We start from the raw sequence: 20020 nt of genomic DNA, 5'->3' as shown, positions 1-20020 counted from the left end.
CCTCACAAATGAGGCATGATGTTTTCCGACGCCTTCATGGCGATCGCCGACCCCAATCGGCGCCATCTTCTGGAAGAACTTCGACGCGGTCCGAAGACCGTCAACGAATTGGCGGCCGGGCTGCCAGTCTCCCGCCCGGCGGTATCACAGCATCTGAAAGTGTTGCTCGACGCCGGACTGGTCAATGCCAAGGCTGAAGGCACGCGCCGTGTCTATACGGTGAGCAATGCCGGCTTCCTCAGACTCAACATCTGGCTCGATCAATTCTGGGAAGCCTGATCCTCTTCGATCGGCAGCCACAGTACTTAGGGTTCCATCCGCAAAAACTTGCCGAGCAGATCGAGCAACACCCTGGTCCCATGCTCGCGTGTGTCGGACGTGTCATGGCCATCGAGGAAAGCGCCCTGCTCGGTCAGCACCAGGCGCGTGCCCTTGTCCTCGGCAAAAAGTTCGATCGTGGCCAGCGACACCGAAATTCTGACATCGCCGAACAGCATGTCGTAGCTGTAGACGATGCGCTGATCCTGCACGATGTCCTGATAGGTGGCGGTGTAGACATGGATCGGCCCATCCTTTGGTCCACCAGCGTTGATCTCCTTGCCGCCGACGCGAAAGTCCATCTCGAAGCGGCCAGGCATGGGATTGTCTGGATCGGTGAACCATTGTCGCTTGGCGTCAGGGTTGCTAAGCGCGAAGAAGACTTTCGCCGGCGCGGCCGGATAGAAGCGCTCGATGACAAAAGTGGAATGAACGACGGAACGTTCGGTCACGGTTGGGTCCTCGTTGGTCAGCTTGATGGATTCTGCGGAATGAAGGTGCCACCGCGATAGCTGGCGCCGAAATAGACCTCGACGCTGCGCAACTCGTCGCCCCGAAACGAATGCAGTTCGGTGTTGCGAAAGGTCTTTCCTTCAAGCGTCTCGTAGCTGTATCGAACGAATACGTCATTGCCGTCTTCGCAGATCCGCTCGATCGTCATCGACCGGAACAGCTTGCCGTTCGGCCAGCAGCGCGCGAAATAGGCCTTGCGATCGATGGCGTCGTCATAGGGGCTGGTGAAGGTGAAATCGTCGGCCAGGGCCGCCTCCATGACGGCGCGGTCGCCGGCCTGAAAGGCCGCGAAATAGCCGCGGACCAGATCGGATTTTCTCTTTGACATGGCATGCTCCTCTTCATTTCTCCGCAAGAAAGTCGCCGAGCCTATCCAGCCGGCGTTCCCATGAGAGACGCCGCTCGTTGATCCAGTGCTCGGCCGCGCGCAGTGCCTTCGGCTCGATCTGGCAGGTGCGCACCCGTCCCACTTTTTGCGTGCGCACGAGGCCGCTCGCCTCCAGGAGATTGAGGTGCTGGATCACCGCCGACAGCGACATCGCCAGCGGCTCGGCCAACTGGCTCACCGACGCCGGGCCGCGTGATAGCCGGTCGACCATCTGCCGCCGCGCCGGATCGGCGAGCGCCTGGAACATCAGGTCGAGTTGGGCGGGATCGTGCAACATTGCGATCAGCCGTTGTTGTAGGGAAAGAACTTGAAGTAAGGCTGCGCCTCCTCGATCACCCTGGCGAAGGCGGCGCGCCGCAGCAGGCGGTCGTGATAGCGCTTCACGGCGGGATACCTATCGCCGAACGGTTCGACCTTGTTGGCATAGAAGAGCGCCGGAGACGCCGCGCAATCGGCCATGGTGAAGGCATCGCCCACAGCCCATTCGCTCGACTGCATCTCCCGTTCGATGATGGCGTAGGAATTGCGCAACTGGCTCCGCGCCTGTTCGACACCGAATGGATCGGTGTTGTCGAGGGGCCGCAACCTGTCACCGACGATCTTCTGCATCGGCTCCTGCACATAGAAATCATAGAAGCGGTCGGCCTGGCGGACGGCCAGCGCCAGGTCGACGTCGGCTGGAATGAGTTCGGCCGGTCCCGGATAGTGCGCGGCCAGATATTCCACGACGATGGTCGATTCCAGCACCGTCCGGTCACGCGCGTCGTCGCGCAGCGCCGGCATCTTGCCGGTCGGCGAAACCTTCAGAAAGGCCGCGCGCGATTGCTCATCGCCTAGATCGACGATGACAGACGCAAATGGCGTGGCGTTCTCATAGAGTGCGATCAGCGGCTTCCAGCAGAAGGAGGCCAGCGGATGGAAATGCAGCGTCAGGGACATTCTTGTGCTCATCTGTTCCGCGGCAACACTGAAGCATCTACTTAACTATTGCGGCAGGCCTCGCTCGTCAAGGCCCGCCCGCGAGGTCTCAGCTGGATCGAACATGCTCGATGATGGCAGCTTCAAAATCAGGCCAGTCATCCGGATGCAGTTCGTGACCGCCGCCTTCGACACGAATGAGTTTCGCGCCGGCAACAGCTTGGGCCAAGGCCTCGCCATGCTCGACCGGAAAGATCGGATCCGACGTGCCGTGGATGACAAGAAGCGGCGCCGCCAGTTCGTGCAGACGACCCTTCCATCGGTCATTGCCGTTGAGCATGAAATGATTGGTGGCGCTGAGCAAGCCGCCGGACCTGGTATAATCCCGCTCGATGAATGCCCTCATCCCGGTCTCGTCGAACAGATGCGCGGTGCTGGCGATCGCGCGTGCATCGCTGACCATGAAGTCGATGACTTGGCGGCGGTCCGCCCAGTCGACTTTGGCCCCATAGGCCGAATGCTCCATATAGGCGTCGGTCGTTTGCGGCAGATGCGAAGTGTCGGTGCCCAGGGGCGAACTGCTGATCACGGTCAGCGAAGCGACGCGCGAAGGGTGCCGGAGCGCGACAAGCTGCGCGATCATGCCGCCCATCGACATGCCCGCGACATGCGCATTGCCGATGCCATGGCTGTCGAGAACGGCTATCGCGTCGTCAGCCATGTCGTCGAAAGTGTAGGGCGGCTGTCCCACCGGATATTTGGTCGACCGGCCGGTATCGCGATTGTCGTAGCGGATCACGTAAAGGCCGGCATCCGCGAGCTTCCGGCAAAACGCCTCCGGCCACCACAGCATCGAGGCCATCGCGCCCATGATCAGCAGCAGGGCGGGATCGGCCCGATCGCCAAAGGCTTCGGATACGATCTCGGGACGATCATTGCTCGTCATTTCATGGCCTCCTAAACTGATTGCATTTTGCAATCGGTTGCACGATATTAAAACCGATACGATAATGCAACCGGTTTTGNGGAGAAAATCGGATGACCCTCGATCGCCGGTCCGGCTGCCCGATCAACCTTTCGCTCGAGGTGTTCGGCGACCGCTGGAGCCTGATCATCCTGCGCGACATGATTTTTGGCGGCAGGCGCCATTTTCGCGAGCTGCTCAACGGGTCGATGGAAGGCATTGCCTCCAACATCCTCGCCGACCGTTTGAAGCGGCTGATGGAGCTCGGCATGCTGACCAAGGCGGACGACCCCAGCCACAAGCAGAAGGCGATCTACAGCCTGACCGAGATGGCCATCACGCTGGTGCCCATCCTCGCCCATCTCGGCGCCTGGGGCCGCGTCTGGCTGCCGACCAGCGAGGAACTCTCGATCCGTGCCGAACTCCTGGAAAAGGGCGGCCCTCCAATGTGGGAGAAATTCATGGACGAATTGCGCCATGAGCATCTCGGCACACCCCTCGATACTGCGCCCGGCTCCTCCGTCCGCGCGACGCTGCAGGCCGCCTATGAAGCGGTGGTTACCGAAAAGGCCCGCAACACCAGCCCGGCTGCCTGACCAACTATTTTCCCCGTTGAAAGGCCGGCTCTGCTACAAAGGATGGAAATCACACTTCACGGGATAGGATAGACTCTTGGTTGAGAACTCTAGGGACACTGCCCGCGCGCGTGCCGATCTGCGCTTCAAGAAGCAGGAAGAGGCGGCGACGGTCCGGCAGAAAGCCATGGCCGAATACGTCGCTGAGAGCGATGCCCGCAAGGCCAAGACCGACAAGCTGCGGGCGCTGCGGCTGGCGAAGGAAGCCGAAGATCTAGCCAACGCGCCTGCTGCACCTGCCAAGAAGCCGGCTCGCGCCAAGAAAAAATAACCCCGTCTCTCTGCCAATGCCTCGTCCTGGATCGAGCGGTCGTGACGCATCCGACAGGCGCGCCTTTAATCCCGCTGCTTCGCAGGAAGCAATTTCAACCGAAAGCGGGATTGCCTGGTCCGGCTGGCAGATGATTGGGCTGTTCAACAGGAGATTGCCATGACCGCGCTGTCGCTCGAAAAAGCCGTCGAGATCATAAATGCCGCCTTCGCCAGGGGCGCCGATCTCAACCTCAAGCCGCTCGGCGTCTCGGTGCTCGACGCTGGCGGGCACCTGGTCGCCTTCCAGCGCCAGGACGGAGCCTCGTTCCTGCGCCCGCAAATGTCGGCCGGCAAGGCTTATGGCGCGCTGGCGATCGGCATGGGCTCGCGCAAGGTCGAGGCCTTCGCCAAGGAGCGCCCGCATCTGGTTGCCGGCATTTCCGACGTTTCGGGGGGACGCGTGCTGCCGGTCGTCGGCGGCGTGCTGATCCGCGACAAGGCAGGGAGTGTCGTCGGCGCTGTAGGCATTTCCGGCGACACGTCGGACAATGACGAGGCGGCCGCGATTGCCGGCATCGAAGCCGCCGGCTTCACCGCCGATCCGGGCTGAGGCTCCGGTCTAATTCAAATTGATGTCGCGGCTGGCCGACCGCATCGACACCGCGAACCCGGCCAGCACGTCGAACAGCGCGATGATCATCAGCGTGAAGAAGATGGAGTGCGCGGCACCCTTCACCAGCAGGAACTCGACCAGGAAGGCAACGAAGACAAGCGTCGACAACAGATGGTCCATGATCGAGGCGGTGGTTGTGCGCGCCGACTTCACCATTTCAAGGAAGAGAAAAATCAGCCCGATCAGCACGATCAGGTCGCCGAGCGTCATCGAGAACACCCCGCCCGACATCATGCGGAACGAGAACATCTCGCTCGCCCACGGATCGTCGCCGCCGCCGAATATACCGAGCAGGCCGAGATTGTAGAGCACGAAAGGCACGATCAAAAGCGGGACGGCACCGAACATCTGGCGTCTCCATATGGGGGCACCTTCTGTAGAATGCCCCACAGGCACGGCGTCAAGATTTTTCGTGCACGGCCGCAAACACGGTCGAATACCGGATGCAATAACCATGTCAGCCGGTTGCCCGGCCGACATGAAAAACGAGAGACGAAAACTCAGCGCTTGAAGTAGCCGGCGCGCACGGCGAGGCCAAACGCAAAAGACCGGCCAAACGCCGGTCTTTTGTACATAGTCTAGCCTTCGGAAAAGCTGGTCTCAGCTTTCCTTGGGCGTCAGCACCTGGCGACCGCGATACATGCCGGTCTTCAGGTCGATGTGGTGCGGGCGGCGCATTTCGCCGGAGTTCTTGTCCTCGACATAGGTCGGGGCCTTGAGGGCGTCGGCCGAGCGGCGCATGCCGCGCTTGGACGGAGAGGTTTTGCGTTTCGGAACGGCCATGGATGTGCTCCACTACATGGTCAAAAGCCCCGCCCGCCCTCGTGAAAGGGCCATGTCGGGGCCTAAATCTGAGAAAGTCGGGTGCCTATACACGCCTGACACCGTTTTGGCCAGCACCGCGGTGAATCTTTTTTATACCGGCTAGTCTAGGCAGCCGACATAGGCGCCGGAGCGGCCGGCGCGCCGCTCGATCAGATTGGCGAGCCTTCTCAAACCCGGCCCTGGTTTTGCGGGATTGCGGGCGATCGGATTGGGCAGCGTGACGGCGAGAAGGGCCGCCTGCCGTCTGGACAGCTGCTTTGCCGAAATGCCGAAATGGTGCTGCGCCGCCGCCTCGATGCCGTAGATGCCGGGTCCCCACTCGGCGATGTTGAGGTAGATCTCCATAATGCGCCGCTTCGACATCACCGCGTCGAAATAGACGGCCAGCGGCAGTTCGATGACCTTGCGCACAGAGCCCAGCGGCCGCGACCACAGGAAGAGGTTCTTCACCGTCTGCATGGTGATGGTCGAGGCACCACGCGTCGCCTCGCCGGCCAGCGCATCGTCGACGACCCCCCTGAGTTCGCCGAGGTCGACGCCGCGGTGAAAGCAGAACTGCCCGTCCTCCGACATGATGACGGAATGGGCGAGCACAGGCGCGACGTCATCGATCGACACCCAGCGCCGGTCGTAGCCGGAGAATGTCGCAAGGTCCTTCAGCATCAGCGTCGACACAGGATGCACGAAGAACGGTAGGTAGAGAAAGGTCAGCACCACCGGGATAAGCGCCAGCACGGCGGCCACGACGATGCCGCGCCGGACCCAGCGCCTGAGACTGCGGCGGCTCACGCCTCGCGATCTCGTCGCCATGTCCAGCTTTTCGGTCTCATGATCGACGATCGGTTCCGCCAAGCCGCCCAACCCATGCCAGAGAACTCGTTTTGAAACTGGCTCCTGTCAGTCATGTGACGGTCATGTGACGCTGTTTTCGAGAACCGGAGCGGAGCGTACATTCGAGTACGTGAACACCGGAAGCGCGGAAACACCTTCAGATGACCGCAGGAGATGAGTTTCCAAACGGGCTCTTACTGCCCCGGCATAATGGCGCTTGCCTTCTTGCGCAACGTCTGAGTGTCGGCTACCGGTCCCGGCCATGACGAATGACGACGAAATGGCGTTCGAAATGGCGCTCATTAGGCGCGCGGCCGCCGTCGAGGTGATGCTGCGCCGCTTGCTCGACGACCGACCGCTTTCGGGCGAGATCGCGCGGCCCGATCGTCTGATGGCGGCGATGCGCCATGGCGTGTTGAACGGCGGCAAGCGCCTGCGCCCCTTCCTGGTCATGGAAAGTGCCGCCCTGTTTTCCGCCGATGGCGAAGCGGCGTTGCGTGTCGCGGCGGCGCTCGAATGCGTGCATTGCTATTCGCTGATCCACGATGACCTGCCGGCCATGGACGATGATGACCTGCGCCGCGGCCAGCCGACCGTGCACAAGGCCTTTGACGAAGCCACTGCCATCCTGGCCGGCGACGCCTTATTGACTCTGGCCTTCGACATCATCGCCGGCGAAGCGACGACGCTGCCGGCGGGGCGCCGCGCGGCCCTGGTGCTGGCGCTCGCCCGCGCCGCCGGGGCCGGTGGCATGGTCGGCGGCCAGAAACTGGACCTCGAAGCCGAACAGGTGCGACCGGACGAGGCCGGCATCATAACGTTGCAGGCGATGAAGACCGGCGCACTGATCCGCTTCGCCTGCGAGGCGGGTGCGATCCTGGCCGGCGCACAGCCGGATGACCTGGAAAGGCTTGCCGAGTTCGGTTCGGCGATCGGCCTAGCCTTCCAACTGGCCGACGACTTGCTGGATCTGACGGCCGACGCCAAGCAGATGGGCAAGGCGACCGGCAAGGATGCCGCCGCGGGCAAGGGTACGCTGGTGGCCTTGCACGGCGCGGATTGGGCACGCAAGCAGCTCGACGGCCTCGTCGGCCAGGCGCACGCGCTGCTCGAACCCTATGGCGAAAATGCCGCCCTGCTAAAGGCCGCGGCGATCTTCGTCGCAACCCGTAACAGCTGACGGCAGGCTCATATGGGTTGCGCGGTGCACCTGCGGTTGTGCCAACGAAATCTTAATGTAACTGAAGCGTAATCCCGATCCTTAGAATGATGCGTATGTGTTGGGGTTGCGCATGCCGGAATATTCTTCCTTCATCCGGTCCGTCCGGATACGTTATCTTTCAGGATTGTTGGTTTTCGCGCTGGCTTCAGCCGCCATCATGGTTTCGCTCAATCGCGTCAATTCCTTGCGCCATGAAATCGATGCGCTGAGCAGCAATCTCGTCATTTTTACCCGCGATCTGCGCAACGCCACCAGCTTCGCCGAGACAACCAGTTCCGCCTGGCGGATCGAGACGCGCGATGCGCTGACGGCTTCGGCGCGAGACCATTCCGAGCGGCTGACCGGCGAGATCGAGACGTTGACCGCCCAGCTCGCCGCGATCCGCCCGCGCCTGTCGGCCAAGACCGTCAGCGAGCTCGCAGCCGCTTCGGTCAATGGCGACCTGTTCTGGTCGCCGCGAGACATGGTCCGCAACTTCAACCTGATGTCGGTGGCGCAAAAGACCGATGAATGGAGCCCTCGCGAGATCCGCAACCAGAACGACCTGTTCGTTCAGCCCATGCTGGTGCGTGTCCGCACCGCGATGGACGACGAACGCCATCAGGCGGATGCCTCTAGCGACCGGCTGCTTTTGTGGGCCAGCGGCCTGTTGTTTGCCGTCCTGGGCATCGTCGCTTTCTGGATCTTCCGGCCGATGGAACAGGCAATCCGTCGCGCCTTCGCCCAGTCTGCCGAATCCTTGTTCAAGGCAGAGGCCGCCGATCGTGCCAAGTCGGAATTCCTGGCCAATATGAGCCACGAGATCCGCACACCGATGAACGGCGTGCTCGGCATGGCCGAATTGCTGGCCAAGACCGAGCTCAACCCGCGCCAGAAGACGTTCACCGACGTTATCGTCAAGTCGGGCAACGCGCTGCTCACCATCATCAACGACATCCTCGACTTCTCGAAGATCAATGCCGGGCAGTTGACGCTCGACCCAGCCCCCTTCCGCCTCTCGGAAGCGGTGGAGGATGTGGCGACGCTTGTCTCGGCGCGTGTCGCCGAGAAGAACCTGGAACTTATCGTGCGCGTCGACCCCAGGCTGCCGGCCTATGTGGTCGGCGACGCCGGCCGCTTCCGGCAAATCGTCACCAACCTGGTCGGCAATGCGGTGAAATTCACCGAGAAGGGCCATGTGCTGATCGATGTCGGCGGCGAAACCGTCAACGACGTCGTCCAGCTCAAGCTGCGCGTCGAGGACACCGGCATCGGCATCCCGGCCGAGAAATTGCAGAACGTGTTCGAGAAGTTCGCCCAGGTCGATGGCTCGTCGACCCGCCGTCACGAAGGCACCGGCCTTGGGCTCGCCATCGCCGCCCGTCTCGTCGACCTGATGGCCGGCAAGATCGGCGTCGAGAGCGAGATCGGCCGCGGCTCCGTCTTCTGGTTCGCCGTGCCGCTGCCGGTCCACCGCGCCGAGGCGCGCGACGCCATCGTGCCGGTCGACGTCACCGGTGCGCGTGTGCTGGTCATCGATGACAATCCGGTCAACCGCGAGATCCTGCTCGAACAGCTCAGAAGCTGGAGCTTCGACTGCGCCGCCGCCGAAAGCGGCGCGGTTGGTCTCGCCTTCCTCGATCGCGCCTGCCAGCTCGGCGCCAGCGTCGACTGCATCATCCTCGATTATCAGATGCCCGGCATGAACGGCGCCGATGTCGCCCGGGCCATCGCCGCCGACAGCCGGCTGTCCACCATCCCGGTCGTTATCCTGACCTCGGTCGACCAGGTCGATTTCGGCAAGATGATCATCGACTTCGGCATAGATCGGAAGAGCACACGTCTGAACTCNTGCCTCAGCCGGCGCCGCCGGCCTTCACGGTTATCCGCGGCCCCGCCATGCCGATCGCGGCAATGCCGGAATCGAATGCCGCGCCGAACATCCCGATCGACATCCTCATCGCCGAGGACAATGACGTGAACCAGATGGTGTTCGGCCAGATCCTCAATGGGCTGGGCTTGAGCTACCGCATCGCCGGCAATGGCCGCACGGCGGTCGAGATGTACCGGTCGCTGCATCCGAGGCTGGTTCTGATGGACGTCTCGATGCCGGAAATGAACGGCTACGAGGCGACACGCGCCATCCGGGCGATCGAGGCATCGTCGGGTGGCCACATCCCCATCATCGGCGTCACCGCGCATGCGCTGAAGGGCGACCGCGACAAGTGCATCGAGGCCGGCATGGACGACTATCTGCCCAAGCCCGTTTCGCCCGATCGACTCGGCGCCAAGATCGGCACCTGGCTCAGCGAGACGGTGGTGGCCAAGACGGCCTGAACTCCGTCCGGCGTCAGACGGTTGCGTCCAGATGGTAGCGGCCCATCCAGTCGAGGCTTGTCGCGTCGGCGAGCTTCGCGACAGCCGGTTTCACATCGCCGGCGTTCGGCGGCTGTAGGCCCAAGGCCTGACAGATGGAAATCAGCGTTGCCGCCGGGCTGCTTGAAAGCCACTCGTAGCCAATCCGCAGCGGCGTTATGTCTTGCTCGGCGAACCATGTGTTCCACGCTGCGTCATATGCTTCGAGCTTGGCGACTTCATCCCTGATACGCTGGAAGTCGTACCGTGGTTCTCCTGGCGATCCGACCCTTTCGATCTCCGTTCCATCGGAAGCGACGTGCCAAAGGCCGGTCTGCTCCGCCTTGACCAGGGAGACAGCCTGCGCAAGCTTGTTCTCACGCGACAGATGCACATAGAGAACGCGACCGAAAGCCCTTTCGAAACGCGCCTTGTCCGACGCAAGCCCCGGAAAGATCCGGTCGAGGATCGCTGAAAGCTCGTCCAGGTTTTCTCGCATCAGGCGCAGACCGAAGATTTCCGTACCACCCTTGCCGGCATCGATCGCCGCATTGAGATACGCAAGCTGGAATTCAGGCTCGCCCATCAGGTCGCGAGGGGGCAGGTTCCATTCTTCGGCCCACTCCGACACATCCTGCCGCCGATAGAATGAGTGTGGATCGCCGGTCGTTCTGGTGGCCGCCAGCAGTTTGCACAGCAAGGTACTGCCGGTTCTAGGCGTGCCGCAGATAATGTACGCGTCGAACATCGCTGTCCCTGTAGCTGTCGAAGGCGGGCCAGCCCACCGGCCCGGCGCCGCTATCGCTGAAATCGTTGCTGGATACGATGGCGCATTCAAGCGGCGTGAGCCCGTGCAGCCCAACCCTCCTAGGCTACCGGTTGCGCACCACCACGCAGGCGCCACCGATGCTTTGCAGTTTCTGGCAGATGACATTGGCGGCGGCGCGGTCGTCGATGCCGATGCGGACCGCGTAGATGCCGCGCCGGCCGATCGGCGTACGCACTCGGCTGACCACCGGATCATGCCCGGCAAGCAGNCGGAAATTGCCCGCCACCTGGATGCCCCATGGCTTGATATTGATCGAGGCCATCGCCACGGTTCTGGACATGATCACCGGCAGCTTGCGGCAGGCGACCGCGAAATCCAGCTTGGCATCGAGTGGCTCGACTTTGCCGGCATAGGCCCGGTCGGTGAACTTGTCGACCGGCTCGCCCATCACGTCGAAGACATAGCTTTCCGTCTCCATCGGCAGGAAGCCACCAGAATTCAGCCAGCGCGACACCCGGCTCTCGCCGGCATTGTAGGCAGCGGCCGCCAGACCGAGATTGCCATAGCCGGCCTTCATTTCCGCGAGATATCTAGCCGACGCCGGAATCGCCTGGTTGATGTCGAAGGAATTTTCCAGCCCCCGCATCTTGGCGGTGCCCGGCATGAACTGGGCGATGCCTTCGGCGCCGACAGGGCTCACCGCGTTGGGATCGAACCGGCTTTCCTTCCAGATCAGGCGGGCGAAGAAATCCCGGGGCAGGCCGTTCTGGTCGGCATGCGCCTGGATCAGGTTACAGACCTTGTCGATCAGCCGCTGCTTGGCCGATTGCGGTGGATCCGCCTGGGCAAGCGTCGACCAGGCCATACCACACAGGAAGNTCGATCAGCCGCTGCTTGGCCGATTGCGGTGGATCCGCCTGGGCAAGCGTCGACCAGGCCATACCACACAGGAAGATCAGCGCCGCCCACAGGAAACGCCGCATCTGGCTTACTCTGCCGCAGCCTTGCCGCCCCGACCGAAGCGCTGGTCAATATAGTCGGCGACCATTTTCTCGAAATCCGCCGCGATCGACGGCCCGCGCAGCGTCGCCGCCTTCTTGCCGTCGACGNGTCGATCAGCCGCTGCTTGGCCGATTGCGGTGGATCCGCCTGGGCAAGCGTCGACCAGGCCATACCACACAGGACAATCAGCGCCACCCAGGGGAAACGCCGCATCTGGCCTACTCTGCCGCGGCCTTGCCGCGACCAAACCGTTGCTCGATATAGTCAGCGACCATTTTCTCGAAATCCGCCGCGATCGACGGCCCGCGCAGCGTCGCCGCCTTCTTGCCGTCGACGAAGACCGGCGCGGTCGGCGTTTCTCCGGTGCCGGGCAGCGAAATGCCGATATCGGCATGCTTGGATTCACCGGGACCGTTGACGATGCAGCCCATCACCGCGACCTTGAGGTTCTCGACGCCCGGGTATTTCTCCCGCCACACCGGCATGTTCTTGCGCAGGTCCGCCTGGATGTTCTGCGCCAGTTCCTGGAACACGGTGGAGGTGGTGCGGCCGCAGCCGGGGCAGGCCGCGACGATCGGCACGAACTGCCGGAATCCCATGGTCTGCAGCAGTTCCTGCGACACCTGCACCTCGCGGGTGCGATCACCATTCGGCTCCGGCGTAAGCGAGATGCGGATGGTGTCGCCGATGCCTTGTTGCAAGAGGATGCCCATGGCCGCGGAGGACGCGACGATGCCTTTGGAGCCCATGCCGGCCTCGGTGAGGCCGAGATGCAGCGCATGGTTGGAACGCGTCGCAAGCTCGGTGTAGACGGCGATCAGGTCCTGCACGCCGCTGACCTTGGCCGACAGGATGATCTTTTCGCGGCCAAGGCCGATCTCTTCGGCCATCTCGGCCGACAGGATCGCCGACTGCACGATCGCCTCGCGCGTCACTTCCTGCGCCGTCAGCGGGAAACCCTTGTCCTGGTTGTCGTCCATCAGCCGCGTCAGAAGCTCCTGGTCGAGCGAACCCCAGTTGACGCCGATACGCACCGGCTTGTCGTGCTTGATTGCCATTTCGACGATATCGGTGAACTGCCGGTCCTTCTTGTCCTTGAAGCCGACATTGCCCGGATTGATGCGGTATTTGGCCAGCGCCTCGGCGCAGGCCGGATGATCGGCGAGCAACTTGTGGCCGATATAGTGGAAGTCGCCGACCAGCGGCACGTTGATGCCAAGCCGCAGCAAGCGCTCGTGAATGCGCGGCACGGCGGCCGCGCTCTCGTCGCGGTCGACGGTGATGCGCACGATCTCGGAGCCGGCGCGGTGCAGCGCCGCGACCTGCGCGACTGTCTGGTCGATATCGGCAGTGTCGGTGTTGGTCATCGACTGAACGACCACCGGCGCGCCGCCGCCGACGACCACGCCGCCGACATCGACGCCGACCGAGGTGCGGCGGGGGAAGGGAGAAGAAAAATATCCGGTCATGCCGGCAGCCTTTGTCTCTGAGCGCTATGCGTCTCTCTTGAAGCGCATGCGTCCACCTGGACGCACAAGCCGGGCCGATGCGCTGAAGTCCGGCATGAGGTGGAGGAGCAAGGATGGCTTGTCAATGGCGACAGGTCGCCACTGGCAGCAATTGGTCACGGCCGGGACCTGAACAGCACACGACCTGGCGGCGGCCAGGTGGGCAAAATAGGTCCGAAGGATATTAGTTTCCGCTTATGGTGCAGCGCTGAAAATCGAAATCACTGCACCGGCGGCTGGCGCCGCCGGTAAGGAAGACCGCCAGTGGTGAGCGGCTATGTCAGGTGAGGATCAATGCGTGGTTGGTTGCGCCCTCAGTTTCTCAATCGCATCCTTGAGTGCCAGCTTGCGTCGCTTGAGATTTCCGATTTCGAGGTCGTCAACCGACGGGTGGTTCATCGCGTCATCGATTTCGCGTTCGATGTCGCCGTGTTTCCGCTGCAACTCATCAAGATGGGATGCAAGAGACATGATTGGTTCTCCCTTTCATGGTTTCCTCGATTGCAGCCGCCTAGGCACGTCCACCGCAGGTCGTATCTGTGACGGCACAATGACAGTGTGCCACCATCGAGCGGCGATGTCGAATGCTGCGTGGTAGCATTCCACGACAACGTGAAATGTGATATGGGCTGCGCGCCGGTGGCAGAAATTGCCGCCCCCGCCCAACCAGGCCCAGTTTTGGGCGCCGCAGACGTGCAGACGGTAGAGAATGTCCGATCAGGAACAGGCCGATACTCGCCTCGAATTTTCCCGGCTGAAGCAGGAACACGCCGATTTCGACGCCGCGATCAACGCGATGATCGCCATGAATTGCGACCCGCTGCAGATCCAGCGCATGAAAAAGAAGAAGCTGTTCCTCAAGGACCGGCTGATGAAGCTGGAAGACAGGATCATTCCAGACATCATCGCCTGAGACGCGAGCGCCCGCGCCGCCGGCGCTTTCCGCCTATGCGCCGATCGAGAGCCCAGCGGCGCGGCCGCGCAGCAGGCCGATGAGATCGGCGGTGCGCTCCTCCGACGTATCGATCGGAACCACCAGGCACATCGTCGCCTCGACCTTGCCTGGCGCTGAAAAAACCGGCACGGCGAGGCATTTCGTATAGGCGTCGACCAGGCCCGAGGTGACGCAGTAGCCGGTTACCCCTGCCTTTGCGATGTCGGCGATGAAATCGTCGAGCCGCAGCTTGCGCCCGTCAGGCAGCACGAGATCGTCATCAGACACCATGGCTTCGACCGCGGCTCTATCCTGCCCCGCAAGCAATAGCCGGCCAGACGCGGTCCAGGGCAGCGGTATCTGCAAGCCAGTGGCCGAACTGATGCGGAACGGCCTGCTACCAGGGCTGGAATGGACGATCGTATAGCGGCCGCTCTGCAGCATGCACAATTCCGAGGTCTCGCCCGTCTCGCGCGACAGATGATCGACCTCCTGGCGCCCGCGCCGCAACAAATCGTTGCCGCGCACATAGTCCATTCCGTAGAGGTAGAGCTTCTTGCCGAAATAGACGCGATTGCCATCACCGGCCATTTCCAGGAGGCCGGCATCGACCAGCGACCGCACCAGCGTGTAGGTGGTCGAACGCGGCGCATTGACGCCCTTGGCGAGATCACCAATGCCGATCGCACGCTGCGTAGTGTGAAGGAACTCCAGGATCTCCAGGACCCGGTTGAGGCCCTTTTCACGAGAGCCCGGTACCTTCTCGTCGGCCGAAGCAGCCAAAACACTCCCATCTTGCATTGTCGATTCCCGGTGCTAGTATCTGTCTTGTACAGGATACATGTGTCTCTTGTAATAGACAACCTGTGATAATCATTGCCGCGTGTATGGCCTGTGCATAGGGGAACACAACACGAAAGGAGGTCGCCGTGAACGACACATCCGGAAGACGTGATTTTCTGAAATTGGGAATGGCGGGACTTGCCACGGCCGGCGTCCTGACAGCCGTCGATGCGCGGAAGGCCGCCGCACAGGCCGCATCCGACAGCCTGTTGCGCACCGTGCTCGACAGAGGCAAGCTGATTGTCGGGACCGGCAGCACCAACGCACCCTGGCATTTCGAGAACGATGCCGGCGAACTGGTCGGCATGGACATCACCATGGGCCGCATTCTCGCCAAGGGCCTTTTCGACGACCCGACCAAGGTCGAGTTCGTCATGCAGGATCCGGCCCAGCGCATTCCCAACGTGACCACCAACAAGGTCGACATTACTATTCAGTTCATGACCATGACGGCGCAGCGCTCGCAGTTGATCAATTTCTCCCGGCCCTACTATGTCGAAGGCGTTGCCTTGCTGACCCTGCCGACCGCCGAGAACAAGACCTTCGACAAGCTGCTGGCCGGTGGTTCGGCGACACGCATTTCCATCCTGCAGAATGTCGACGCCGAAAGCTCGGTCCACTACGCTCTGCCGCAGGCCCAGGTGTTGCAGATCGACACCCAGGCGAACGTGCTGCAGGCGCTGGAATCCAAGCGCGCCGACGCCGCCGCGGTCGACTTGTCCACCGTGCGCTGGCTCGCCTCGCGCAATCCCGACAAGTATTTCGATGCCGGCAAGAGCTGGTATTCGATGCTTTACGGCGCCGCACTGCGGCAAGGCGATTTGGACTGGCTGACCTTCGTCAACCAGACTTTCACCATCGCCATGTTCGGCCATGAATCGGCGCTCTATGACGCCGCCTTCAAGGACTATTTCGGCCAGGAGCCGCCGGCGCGTCACCCGGGCTTCCCGGTCATCTGATCCCGGATTGCGGAAGGGTGGCGTTGTCGCCCTTCCGCAATCGACTCGAGGTCCTTCACACCGAGGCGGATGCATGGGCTATGCCCTTAACTTCAACCTGATCTGGCGGCACTTCGACAAGCTCTGGGGCGGCCTGCTGCTCAGCCTCGAGCTTGCCGTGATCTCGATCGCCATCGGCGTCGTCATCGGGCTGGTGCTGGCGGTCTGGTACGTCTCGGCCGGACGAGTGGTGCGGGCGGTGATCGCCGCTTATGTCGAATTCATCCGCAATGTGCCGCTGATCCTGCTGGTCTATCTCGTCTTCTACGGCCTGCCGACCGTGGTCGACCTAGCTTACAGCGCACCAACCTCGTTTGTATTGACCCTGTCGGTCTATAGCGGCGCCTATCTGGTCGAGGTGTTTCGCTCCGGGCTCGAGGCTGTCCCGCGCGGCCAGCTCGACGCCGGCAAGGCGATCGGCCTGACGCCGTGGCAAAGGCTGTTGCACGTGCGTCTGCCGACCATGCTGCGCATCACGCTGCCGGCGCTCTCCAACACTTTCATCTCGCTGTTCAAGGACACCTCGATCGCCTCGGTCATCTCGGTGCCCGAACTCACCTTCGGCGCCCAGTGGATCAACTTCAACACATTCCGCATCGTCGAGGTCTACCTGGTCACGACGGCGATGTATCTGGTAACCGGCTATGCGCTGCTTTTCGGGCTGCGGCTCGTCGAGCGCCGATTCAGGGCGGCGCGCTGACATGCTGAGCCAGATCCTCTACGCACTGCCCTTCCTTGCCGAAGGCTTCGCCGTGACCTTGTGGGTGTCGCTGCTGGTCGTGGTGCTGTCGCTCATCGCCGGCGTCCTGCTGGGCGTCGGCCTGGTCTATGGTCCCGCTCCTTTGCGCTGGGCAGTGCGCATCTTCTCGGACACCATTCGCGGTATTCCGATCCTGGTGCTGATGTTCTTCGTCTATTACGGCCTGCCTGCAATCGGGCTGCATCTGCCGTCGTTCTGGGCCGCGGTGTCCGCGCTCACCCTGTTCAAGACGGCGCAGGTCATCGAATACCTCAGGGGCGCGGTCGGCTCGATCCCGAAGGGACAGTCCGAGGCCGCGATGGCGATCGGGTTGACCTTTCGCCAGAGGCTCACCTACGTCATCTTTCCGCAGGCCTTCAGGCGCTTCCTGCCGCCCTGGATCAATGGCGTCACCGACGCGGTCAAGGGCAGCGCGCTGGTGTCGCTGCTCGGCATCACCGATTTGATGCAGGCCATCAACCAAGTTATCGGCCGCACCTACGAAGCGATGCCGCTCTATATACTGGGCGCGCTCCTCTATTTCGCGGTCAACTACGCACTCTCGCTCGCCAGCCGGCGGCTCGAGCGGCGTTTCTCCTTCATCCGGGAATAGCAACGATGTCCGAAGCCCCAAACGCCAGTCCCGCGCTGCTCGACGTGCGCGATGTCTCCAAAGCCTTCGGCGCCGTCGAGGTGTTGCGCTCCGTCAGCCTTCAGGTGAAGCGCGGCGAGGTGGTGACCGTCATCGGTCCTTCCGGCAGCGGCAAGACCACGCTCCTGCGCTGCGTCAACTTCCTGGAGAGCTACGACAGCGGCTCGATCCGCATCGACGGCAAGGAGGTCGGTTTTCGCGAGGCCGGAACGCGCCAGCGCCGCAGCGAGCGCGATCTTGCCGCCATGCGCGCCGAGACCGGCATGGTGTTCCAGAGCTTCAACCTCTTCCCTCACCTGACGGCGGCCGGCAACATCATGCTGGGTCTGACCAAGGTGCGCGGAAAAAGGGACGCCGAGGCGCGATCGATCGCCGAGCACTGGCTCGGGCGCGTCGGCCTTGGCCACAAGGCTGACAGCCTGCCGGCCGAACTCTCCGGCGGCCAGCAGCAGCGCGTCGGCATAGCCCGCGCCGTGGCCATGGAGCCGAAGATCCTGCTGCTCGACGAGATCACCTCCGCGCTCGATCCCGAACTCGTCGGCGAGGTGCTGGCAGTGGTGCGGAGCCTCGCCGAGGACGGCATGACCATGCTGATGGTGACCCACGAAATGGCCTTTGCCCGCGACGCTTCGAGCCGCATCGTCTTCATGGCCGATGGCGGCGTCAGCGCCGTCGGGCCGCCGAAGGAGATCCTCGCGGCGGAGACCAGCAACGAGCGCCTCCGCACTTTCCTGGCGCGCTTCCGCGCCTCGCATTTCTAAACTCAGGCGGCCAAAGCCGCCCAAGGAGCCTTCATCCATGACGCCTTATATCAGGCTCGCCGAACTCGGCCTGACGCTGCCCGAGCCGCCGACGCCCATCGCCAACTTCGTCACCCATGCCGAGAGCGGGCGGCTGATCTTCCTCTCCGGCCAGGGGCCGCTGCGCGCCGACGGCACGCTCTGCACCGGCAAGGTGGGCGAGGACGTGACGGTCGAGCAGGCTTATCAGCATGCACGGCTGACCGGGCTCAACCTGCTTGCCGTCATGCATGCCGCCGCCGGCGATCTCGGCCGTATCGTGCGCGTCGTCAAGCTGCTCGGCTTCGTCAACGCGACGCCGACCTTCAGCGACCACCCGAAAGTGGTCAATGGCTGCTCGGACCTATTCGCCGATGTCTTCGACAAGATCGGCGGCCATGCCCGCTCGGCGATCGGCGCCGGCTCGCTGCCTGGAAACATCACCGTCGAAATCGAAGCGGTCGTCGAGATCGCCGCCTGACCTGCCACCCACGGGATTAGCTCACATGAAAACCTCTTCCGATACCGGCTCCAACACCACCATCCGCGAGCGGCTGGGCTTGCGGCCGATCATCAACGTCTCCGGCACCATGACCGCGCTCGGCGCCTCCATTATCGTCCCGGAAGCGATCTCCGCCATGGCCGAAATGGCCTCGCAATGGGTGGAAATGGACGATCTGCAGCGCGCCGCGAGCACGGTCGTCGCACGCCTCACCGGCGGCGAGGCCGGCTTCATCACCGCCTGCTGCGCCAGCGGCATCACCATGGCGATCGCCGGTGCGATGACCGGAACCAACCTGCTCGCCATCGAGCGCCTGCCCGACGACACCGGCGATCTCAAATCGGAGGTCGTCATCCAGCTCGGCCACATCGTCAATTACGGCGCCCCGATCGACCAGTCGGTCCGCGTCGCCGGCGCCAGGGTGGTGCCAGCCGGCACGGTCAGCGTGACCCAGGACTATCATGTACGCGAGGCGATCAACGAGCGTACTGCCGCAGGCCTCTATGTCGTCGCCCACCATACCGTGCAATACGGCATGCTGTCGCTGGAGGAATTTTGCGAGATCTGCCACGCCAAGGGCGTGCCGGTGATCGTCGACGCCGCGTCCGAGTATGAACTGCGCGGTTTTCTGGCGCGCGGCGCCGATGTCGTCATCTACAGCGGCCATAAATTCCTGAGCGGGCCGACCAGCGGCATCGTCACCGGCCGCAAGGATCTGGTGCGGGCCGCCTATCTGCAGAACCGCGGCGTCGCGCGCGCCATGAAGGTCGGCAAGGAAAGCATCGCCGGCACCATGGCGGCACTCGAAGCCTGGGAGAAGCGCGATCATGCCGGCATCCGCCGGCGCGAGGAGGCAGCACTCAATCTGTGGAAGGACGCGCTGCAGGGATTGCCCGGCATCGCCGCCATCATCATTCCCGACCCCACCGCCAATCCGCTCGACCGCCTGCAAATCTTCATATCGCCCGAAAGCCGCTTCACCGCCGCCGGTCTTGCCTCTGTCCTTGCCGCCGGCTCGCCGCCGATCATCGTGCGCAACCACGAGGTCGAGCGCGGCCATTTCTTCCTAGACCCCTGCAACCTTCACCCCGGCGAGGCGGAGATCGTCGCCGAACGGCTGCGCGCCGTGCTGACCGCAAAGGAGCGCCCGGCCGACGCGATGAAGGTCGCTCGCAAGGATTCGTCAGGCGTCTTGCGCTGGCCGGATTGATCGTTGAACCGGCCATGCCGAAGGCACCCGGCTGATCACGCGACTGTGAACAACCGGATTTGCCGACGCGGGAATAAATCGTCTCTTCAACAAGTCTCCTCGACATACGCCACGGCTGGCGTCGAGGAGACTGGCATGCCCCATCATCGCGAGCACAGCGGACACGGCTGCGACATCAGCTGCCGTCATGCGCTGCCGTCATGCGCTGCCG

The 20020-nt window shown here is 62.8% G+C and carries 25 protein-coding genes; 12 read left to right on the top strand and 13 right to left on the bottom strand.

The window, feature by feature from the left end; all coding sequences use genetic code 11:
* Positions 1-15 precede the first annotated feature (15 nt).
* Positions 16-279: a metalloregulator ArsR/SmtB family transcription factor gene (locus X742_RS146840; RefSeq protein ID WP_010911936.1), complete on the top strand. Its 264-nt coding sequence runs from the start codon at positions 16-18 to the stop codon at positions 277-279.
* A 26-nt stretch (positions 280-305) separates the two neighbouring features.
* On the opposite strand, the gene X742_RS146845 is transcribed toward X742_RS146840, so the two are convergent.
* The 5 genes from X742_RS146845 to X742_RS146860 form a co-directional block, all read right to left on the bottom strand.
* Positions 306-770 carry an SRPBCC family protein gene (locus tag X742_RS146845; protein WP_023773970.1) on the bottom strand — a complete coding sequence of 155 codons (465 nt, stop codon included), beginning with the start codon at positions 768-770 and terminating at the stop codon, positions 306-308.
* 17 nt (positions 771-787) lie between these two features.
* Positions 788-1159 (bottom strand): nuclear transport factor 2 family protein, encoded by a 372-nt coding sequence (locus X742_RS146850; RefSeq protein WP_023773969.1) that lies wholly within the window; start codon positions 1157-1159, stop codon positions 788-790.
* Positions 1160-1172: 13 nt separating this feature from the next.
* On the bottom strand, positions 1173-1496 hold the full coding sequence (locus X742_RS0137835) for a metalloregulator ArsR/SmtB family transcription factor (protein ID WP_031241517.1): 324 nt from the start codon (positions 1494-1496) through the stop codon (positions 1173-1175).
* A gap of 5 nt (positions 1497-1501) precedes the next feature.
* Positions 1502-2158, bottom strand: coding sequence for a glutathione S-transferase family protein (locus X742_RS146855; RefSeq protein WP_023773968.1), 657 nt, complete (start codon positions 2156-2158; stop codon positions 1502-1504).
* A gap of 88 nt (positions 2159-2246) precedes the next feature.
* Positions 2247-3083 carry an alpha/beta hydrolase gene (locus X742_RS146860; protein ID WP_023773967.1) on the bottom strand — a complete coding sequence of 279 codons (837 nt, stop codon included), beginning with the start codon at positions 3081-3083 and terminating at the stop codon, positions 2247-2249.
* Positions 3084-3175: 92 nt separating this feature from the next.
* On the opposite strand from X742_RS146860, the gene X742_RS146865 reads away from it, so the two are divergent.
* The 3 genes from X742_RS146865 (at position 3176) to X742_RS146875 (ending at position 4598) form a co-directional block, all read left to right on the top strand.
* Positions 3176-3697: a helix-turn-helix domain-containing protein gene (locus tag X742_RS146865; protein ID WP_023773966.1), complete on the top strand. Its 522-nt coding sequence runs from the start codon at positions 3176-3178 to the stop codon at positions 3695-3697.
* A 76-nt stretch (positions 3698-3773) separates the two neighbouring features.
* Complete coding sequence (locus X742_RS146870; RefSeq protein WP_023773965.1) at positions 3774-4007, top strand: hypothetical protein; 234 nt, start codon at positions 3774-3776, stop codon at positions 4005-4007.
* 159 nt (positions 4008-4166) lie between these two features.
* Complete coding sequence (locus X742_RS146875) at positions 4167-4598, top strand: heme-binding protein (protein WP_023773964.1); 432 nt, start codon at positions 4167-4169, stop codon at positions 4596-4598.
* Positions 4599-4607: 9 nt separating this feature from the next.
* Here X742_RS146875 and X742_RS146880 read toward each other — a convergent pair whose 3' ends face one another.
* The 3 genes from X742_RS146880 to X742_RS146890 form a co-directional block, all read right to left on the bottom strand.
* Positions 4608-5009 carry a hypothetical protein gene (locus X742_RS146880; RefSeq protein WP_023773963.1) on the bottom strand — a complete coding sequence of 134 codons (402 nt, stop codon included), beginning with the start codon at positions 5007-5009 and terminating at the stop codon, positions 4608-4610.
* A 252-nt stretch (positions 5010-5261) separates the two neighbouring features.
* Positions 5262-5444: a 50S ribosomal protein L32 gene (rpmF, locus tag X742_RS146885; RefSeq protein WP_008834724.1), complete on the bottom strand. Its 183-nt coding sequence runs from the start codon at positions 5442-5444 to the stop codon at positions 5262-5264.
* Between the two features lie 141 nt (positions 5445-5585).
* Positions 5586-6347 carry a transglycosylase domain-containing protein gene (locus X742_RS146890; RefSeq protein WP_031248212.1) on the bottom strand — a complete coding sequence of 254 codons (762 nt, stop codon included), beginning with the start codon at positions 6345-6347 and terminating at the stop codon, positions 5586-5588.
* A gap of 232 nt (positions 6348-6579) precedes the next feature.
* Here X742_RS146890 and X742_RS146895 point away from each other — a divergent pair, with 232 nt between their 5' ends.
* Positions 6580-7497 (top strand): polyprenyl synthetase family protein, encoded by a 918-nt coding sequence (locus X742_RS146895; RefSeq protein ID WP_023773960.1) that lies wholly within the window; start codon positions 6580-6582, stop codon positions 7495-7497.
* 2371 nt (positions 7498-9868) lie between these two features.
* Here the strand turns inward: X742_RS146895 and X742_RS146900 are convergent.
* The 4 genes from X742_RS146900 to X742_RS146915 form a co-directional block, all read right to left on the bottom strand.
* Entirely contained in the window at positions 9869-10777 is a 909-nt protein-coding gene (locus tag X742_RS146900) for a Stf0 family sulfotransferase (RefSeq protein ID WP_245273938.1), read from the bottom strand.
* Positions 10746-11507 (bottom strand): lytic transglycosylase domain-containing protein, encoded by a 762-nt coding sequence (locus tag X742_RS07050; protein WP_051407675.1) that lies wholly within the window; start codon positions 11505-11507, stop codon positions 10746-10748. Before X742_RS07050 ends, X742_RS146900 begins: the two co-directional genes overlap by 32 nt.
* A gap of 355 nt (positions 11508-11862) precedes the next feature.
* Positions 11863-13113, bottom strand: coding sequence for a flavodoxin-dependent (E)-4-hydroxy-3-methylbut-2-enyl-diphosphate synthase (gene ispG / locus X742_RS146910; protein ID WP_023773956.1), 1251 nt, complete (start codon positions 13111-13113; stop codon positions 11863-11865).
* Between the two features lie 330 nt (positions 13114-13443).
* On the bottom strand, positions 13444-13623 hold the full coding sequence (locus tag X742_RS146915; protein WP_015315338.1) for a YdcH family protein: 180 nt from the start codon (positions 13621-13623) through the stop codon (positions 13444-13446).
* 238 nt (positions 13624-13861) lie between these two features.
* On the opposite strand from X742_RS146915, the gene X742_RS146920 reads away from it, so the two are divergent.
* Complete coding sequence (locus tag X742_RS146920; RefSeq protein WP_015315337.1) at positions 13862-14065, top strand: YdcH family protein; 204 nt, start codon at positions 13862-13864, stop codon at positions 14063-14065.
* A gap of 33 nt (positions 14066-14098) precedes the next feature.
* Here the strand turns inward: X742_RS146920 and X742_RS146925 are convergent, their stop codons facing one another.
* On the bottom strand, positions 14099-14887 hold the full coding sequence (locus tag X742_RS146925; protein WP_023773955.1) for an IclR family transcriptional regulator: 789 nt from the start codon (positions 14885-14887) through the stop codon (positions 14099-14101).
* Positions 14888-15057: 170 nt separating this feature from the next.
* Between X742_RS146925 and X742_RS146930 the strand changes: the two genes are divergently transcribed.
* From X742_RS146930 to X742_RS146955, 6 genes are all read left to right on the top strand, one after another.
* The gene (locus X742_RS146930) at positions 15058-15888 is read left to right on the top strand and encodes a transporter substrate-binding domain-containing protein (RefSeq protein ID WP_198019231.1); all 831 of its coding nucleotides are present in this window, start codon (positions 15058-15060) and stop codon (positions 15886-15888) included.
* Positions 15889-15961: 73 nt separating this feature from the next.
* Positions 15962-16627 carry an amino acid ABC transporter permease gene (locus tag X742_RS146935; RefSeq protein WP_015315334.1) on the top strand — a complete coding sequence of 222 codons (666 nt, stop codon included), beginning with the start codon at positions 15962-15964 and terminating at the stop codon, positions 16625-16627.
* 1 nt (position 16628) lies between these two features.
* Positions 16629-17279, top strand: coding sequence for an amino acid ABC transporter permease (locus X742_RS146940; protein ID WP_023773953.1), 651 nt, complete (start codon positions 16629-16631; stop codon positions 17277-17279).
* A 5-nt stretch (positions 17280-17284) separates the two neighbouring features.
* Positions 17285-18079: an amino acid ABC transporter ATP-binding protein gene (locus X742_RS146945; protein WP_023773952.1), complete on the top strand. Its 795-nt coding sequence runs from the start codon at positions 17285-17287 to the stop codon at positions 18077-18079.
* 37 nt (positions 18080-18116) lie between these two features.
* A complete protein-coding gene (locus X742_RS146950; RefSeq protein WP_023773951.1) occupies positions 18117-18578 on the top strand; it encodes a RidA family protein in 462 nt (153 codons plus the stop codon).
* A gap of 25 nt (positions 18579-18603) precedes the next feature.
* Positions 18604-19809 (top strand): aminotransferase class V-fold PLP-dependent enzyme, encoded by a 1206-nt coding sequence (locus tag X742_RS146955; protein ID WP_031248210.1) that lies wholly within the window; start codon positions 18604-18606, stop codon positions 19807-19809.
* Positions 19810-20020 lie beyond the last annotated feature (211 nt).

Source organism: Mesorhizobium sp. LNHC229A00, assembly GCF_000502415.1.
Classification (GTDB): Bacteria; Pseudomonadota; Alphaproteobacteria; order Rhizobiales; family Rhizobiaceae; genus Mesorhizobium.
Note: the sequence above shows the minus strand (reverse complement) of the source record. Positions and strands in the feature narration are given on the sequence as shown.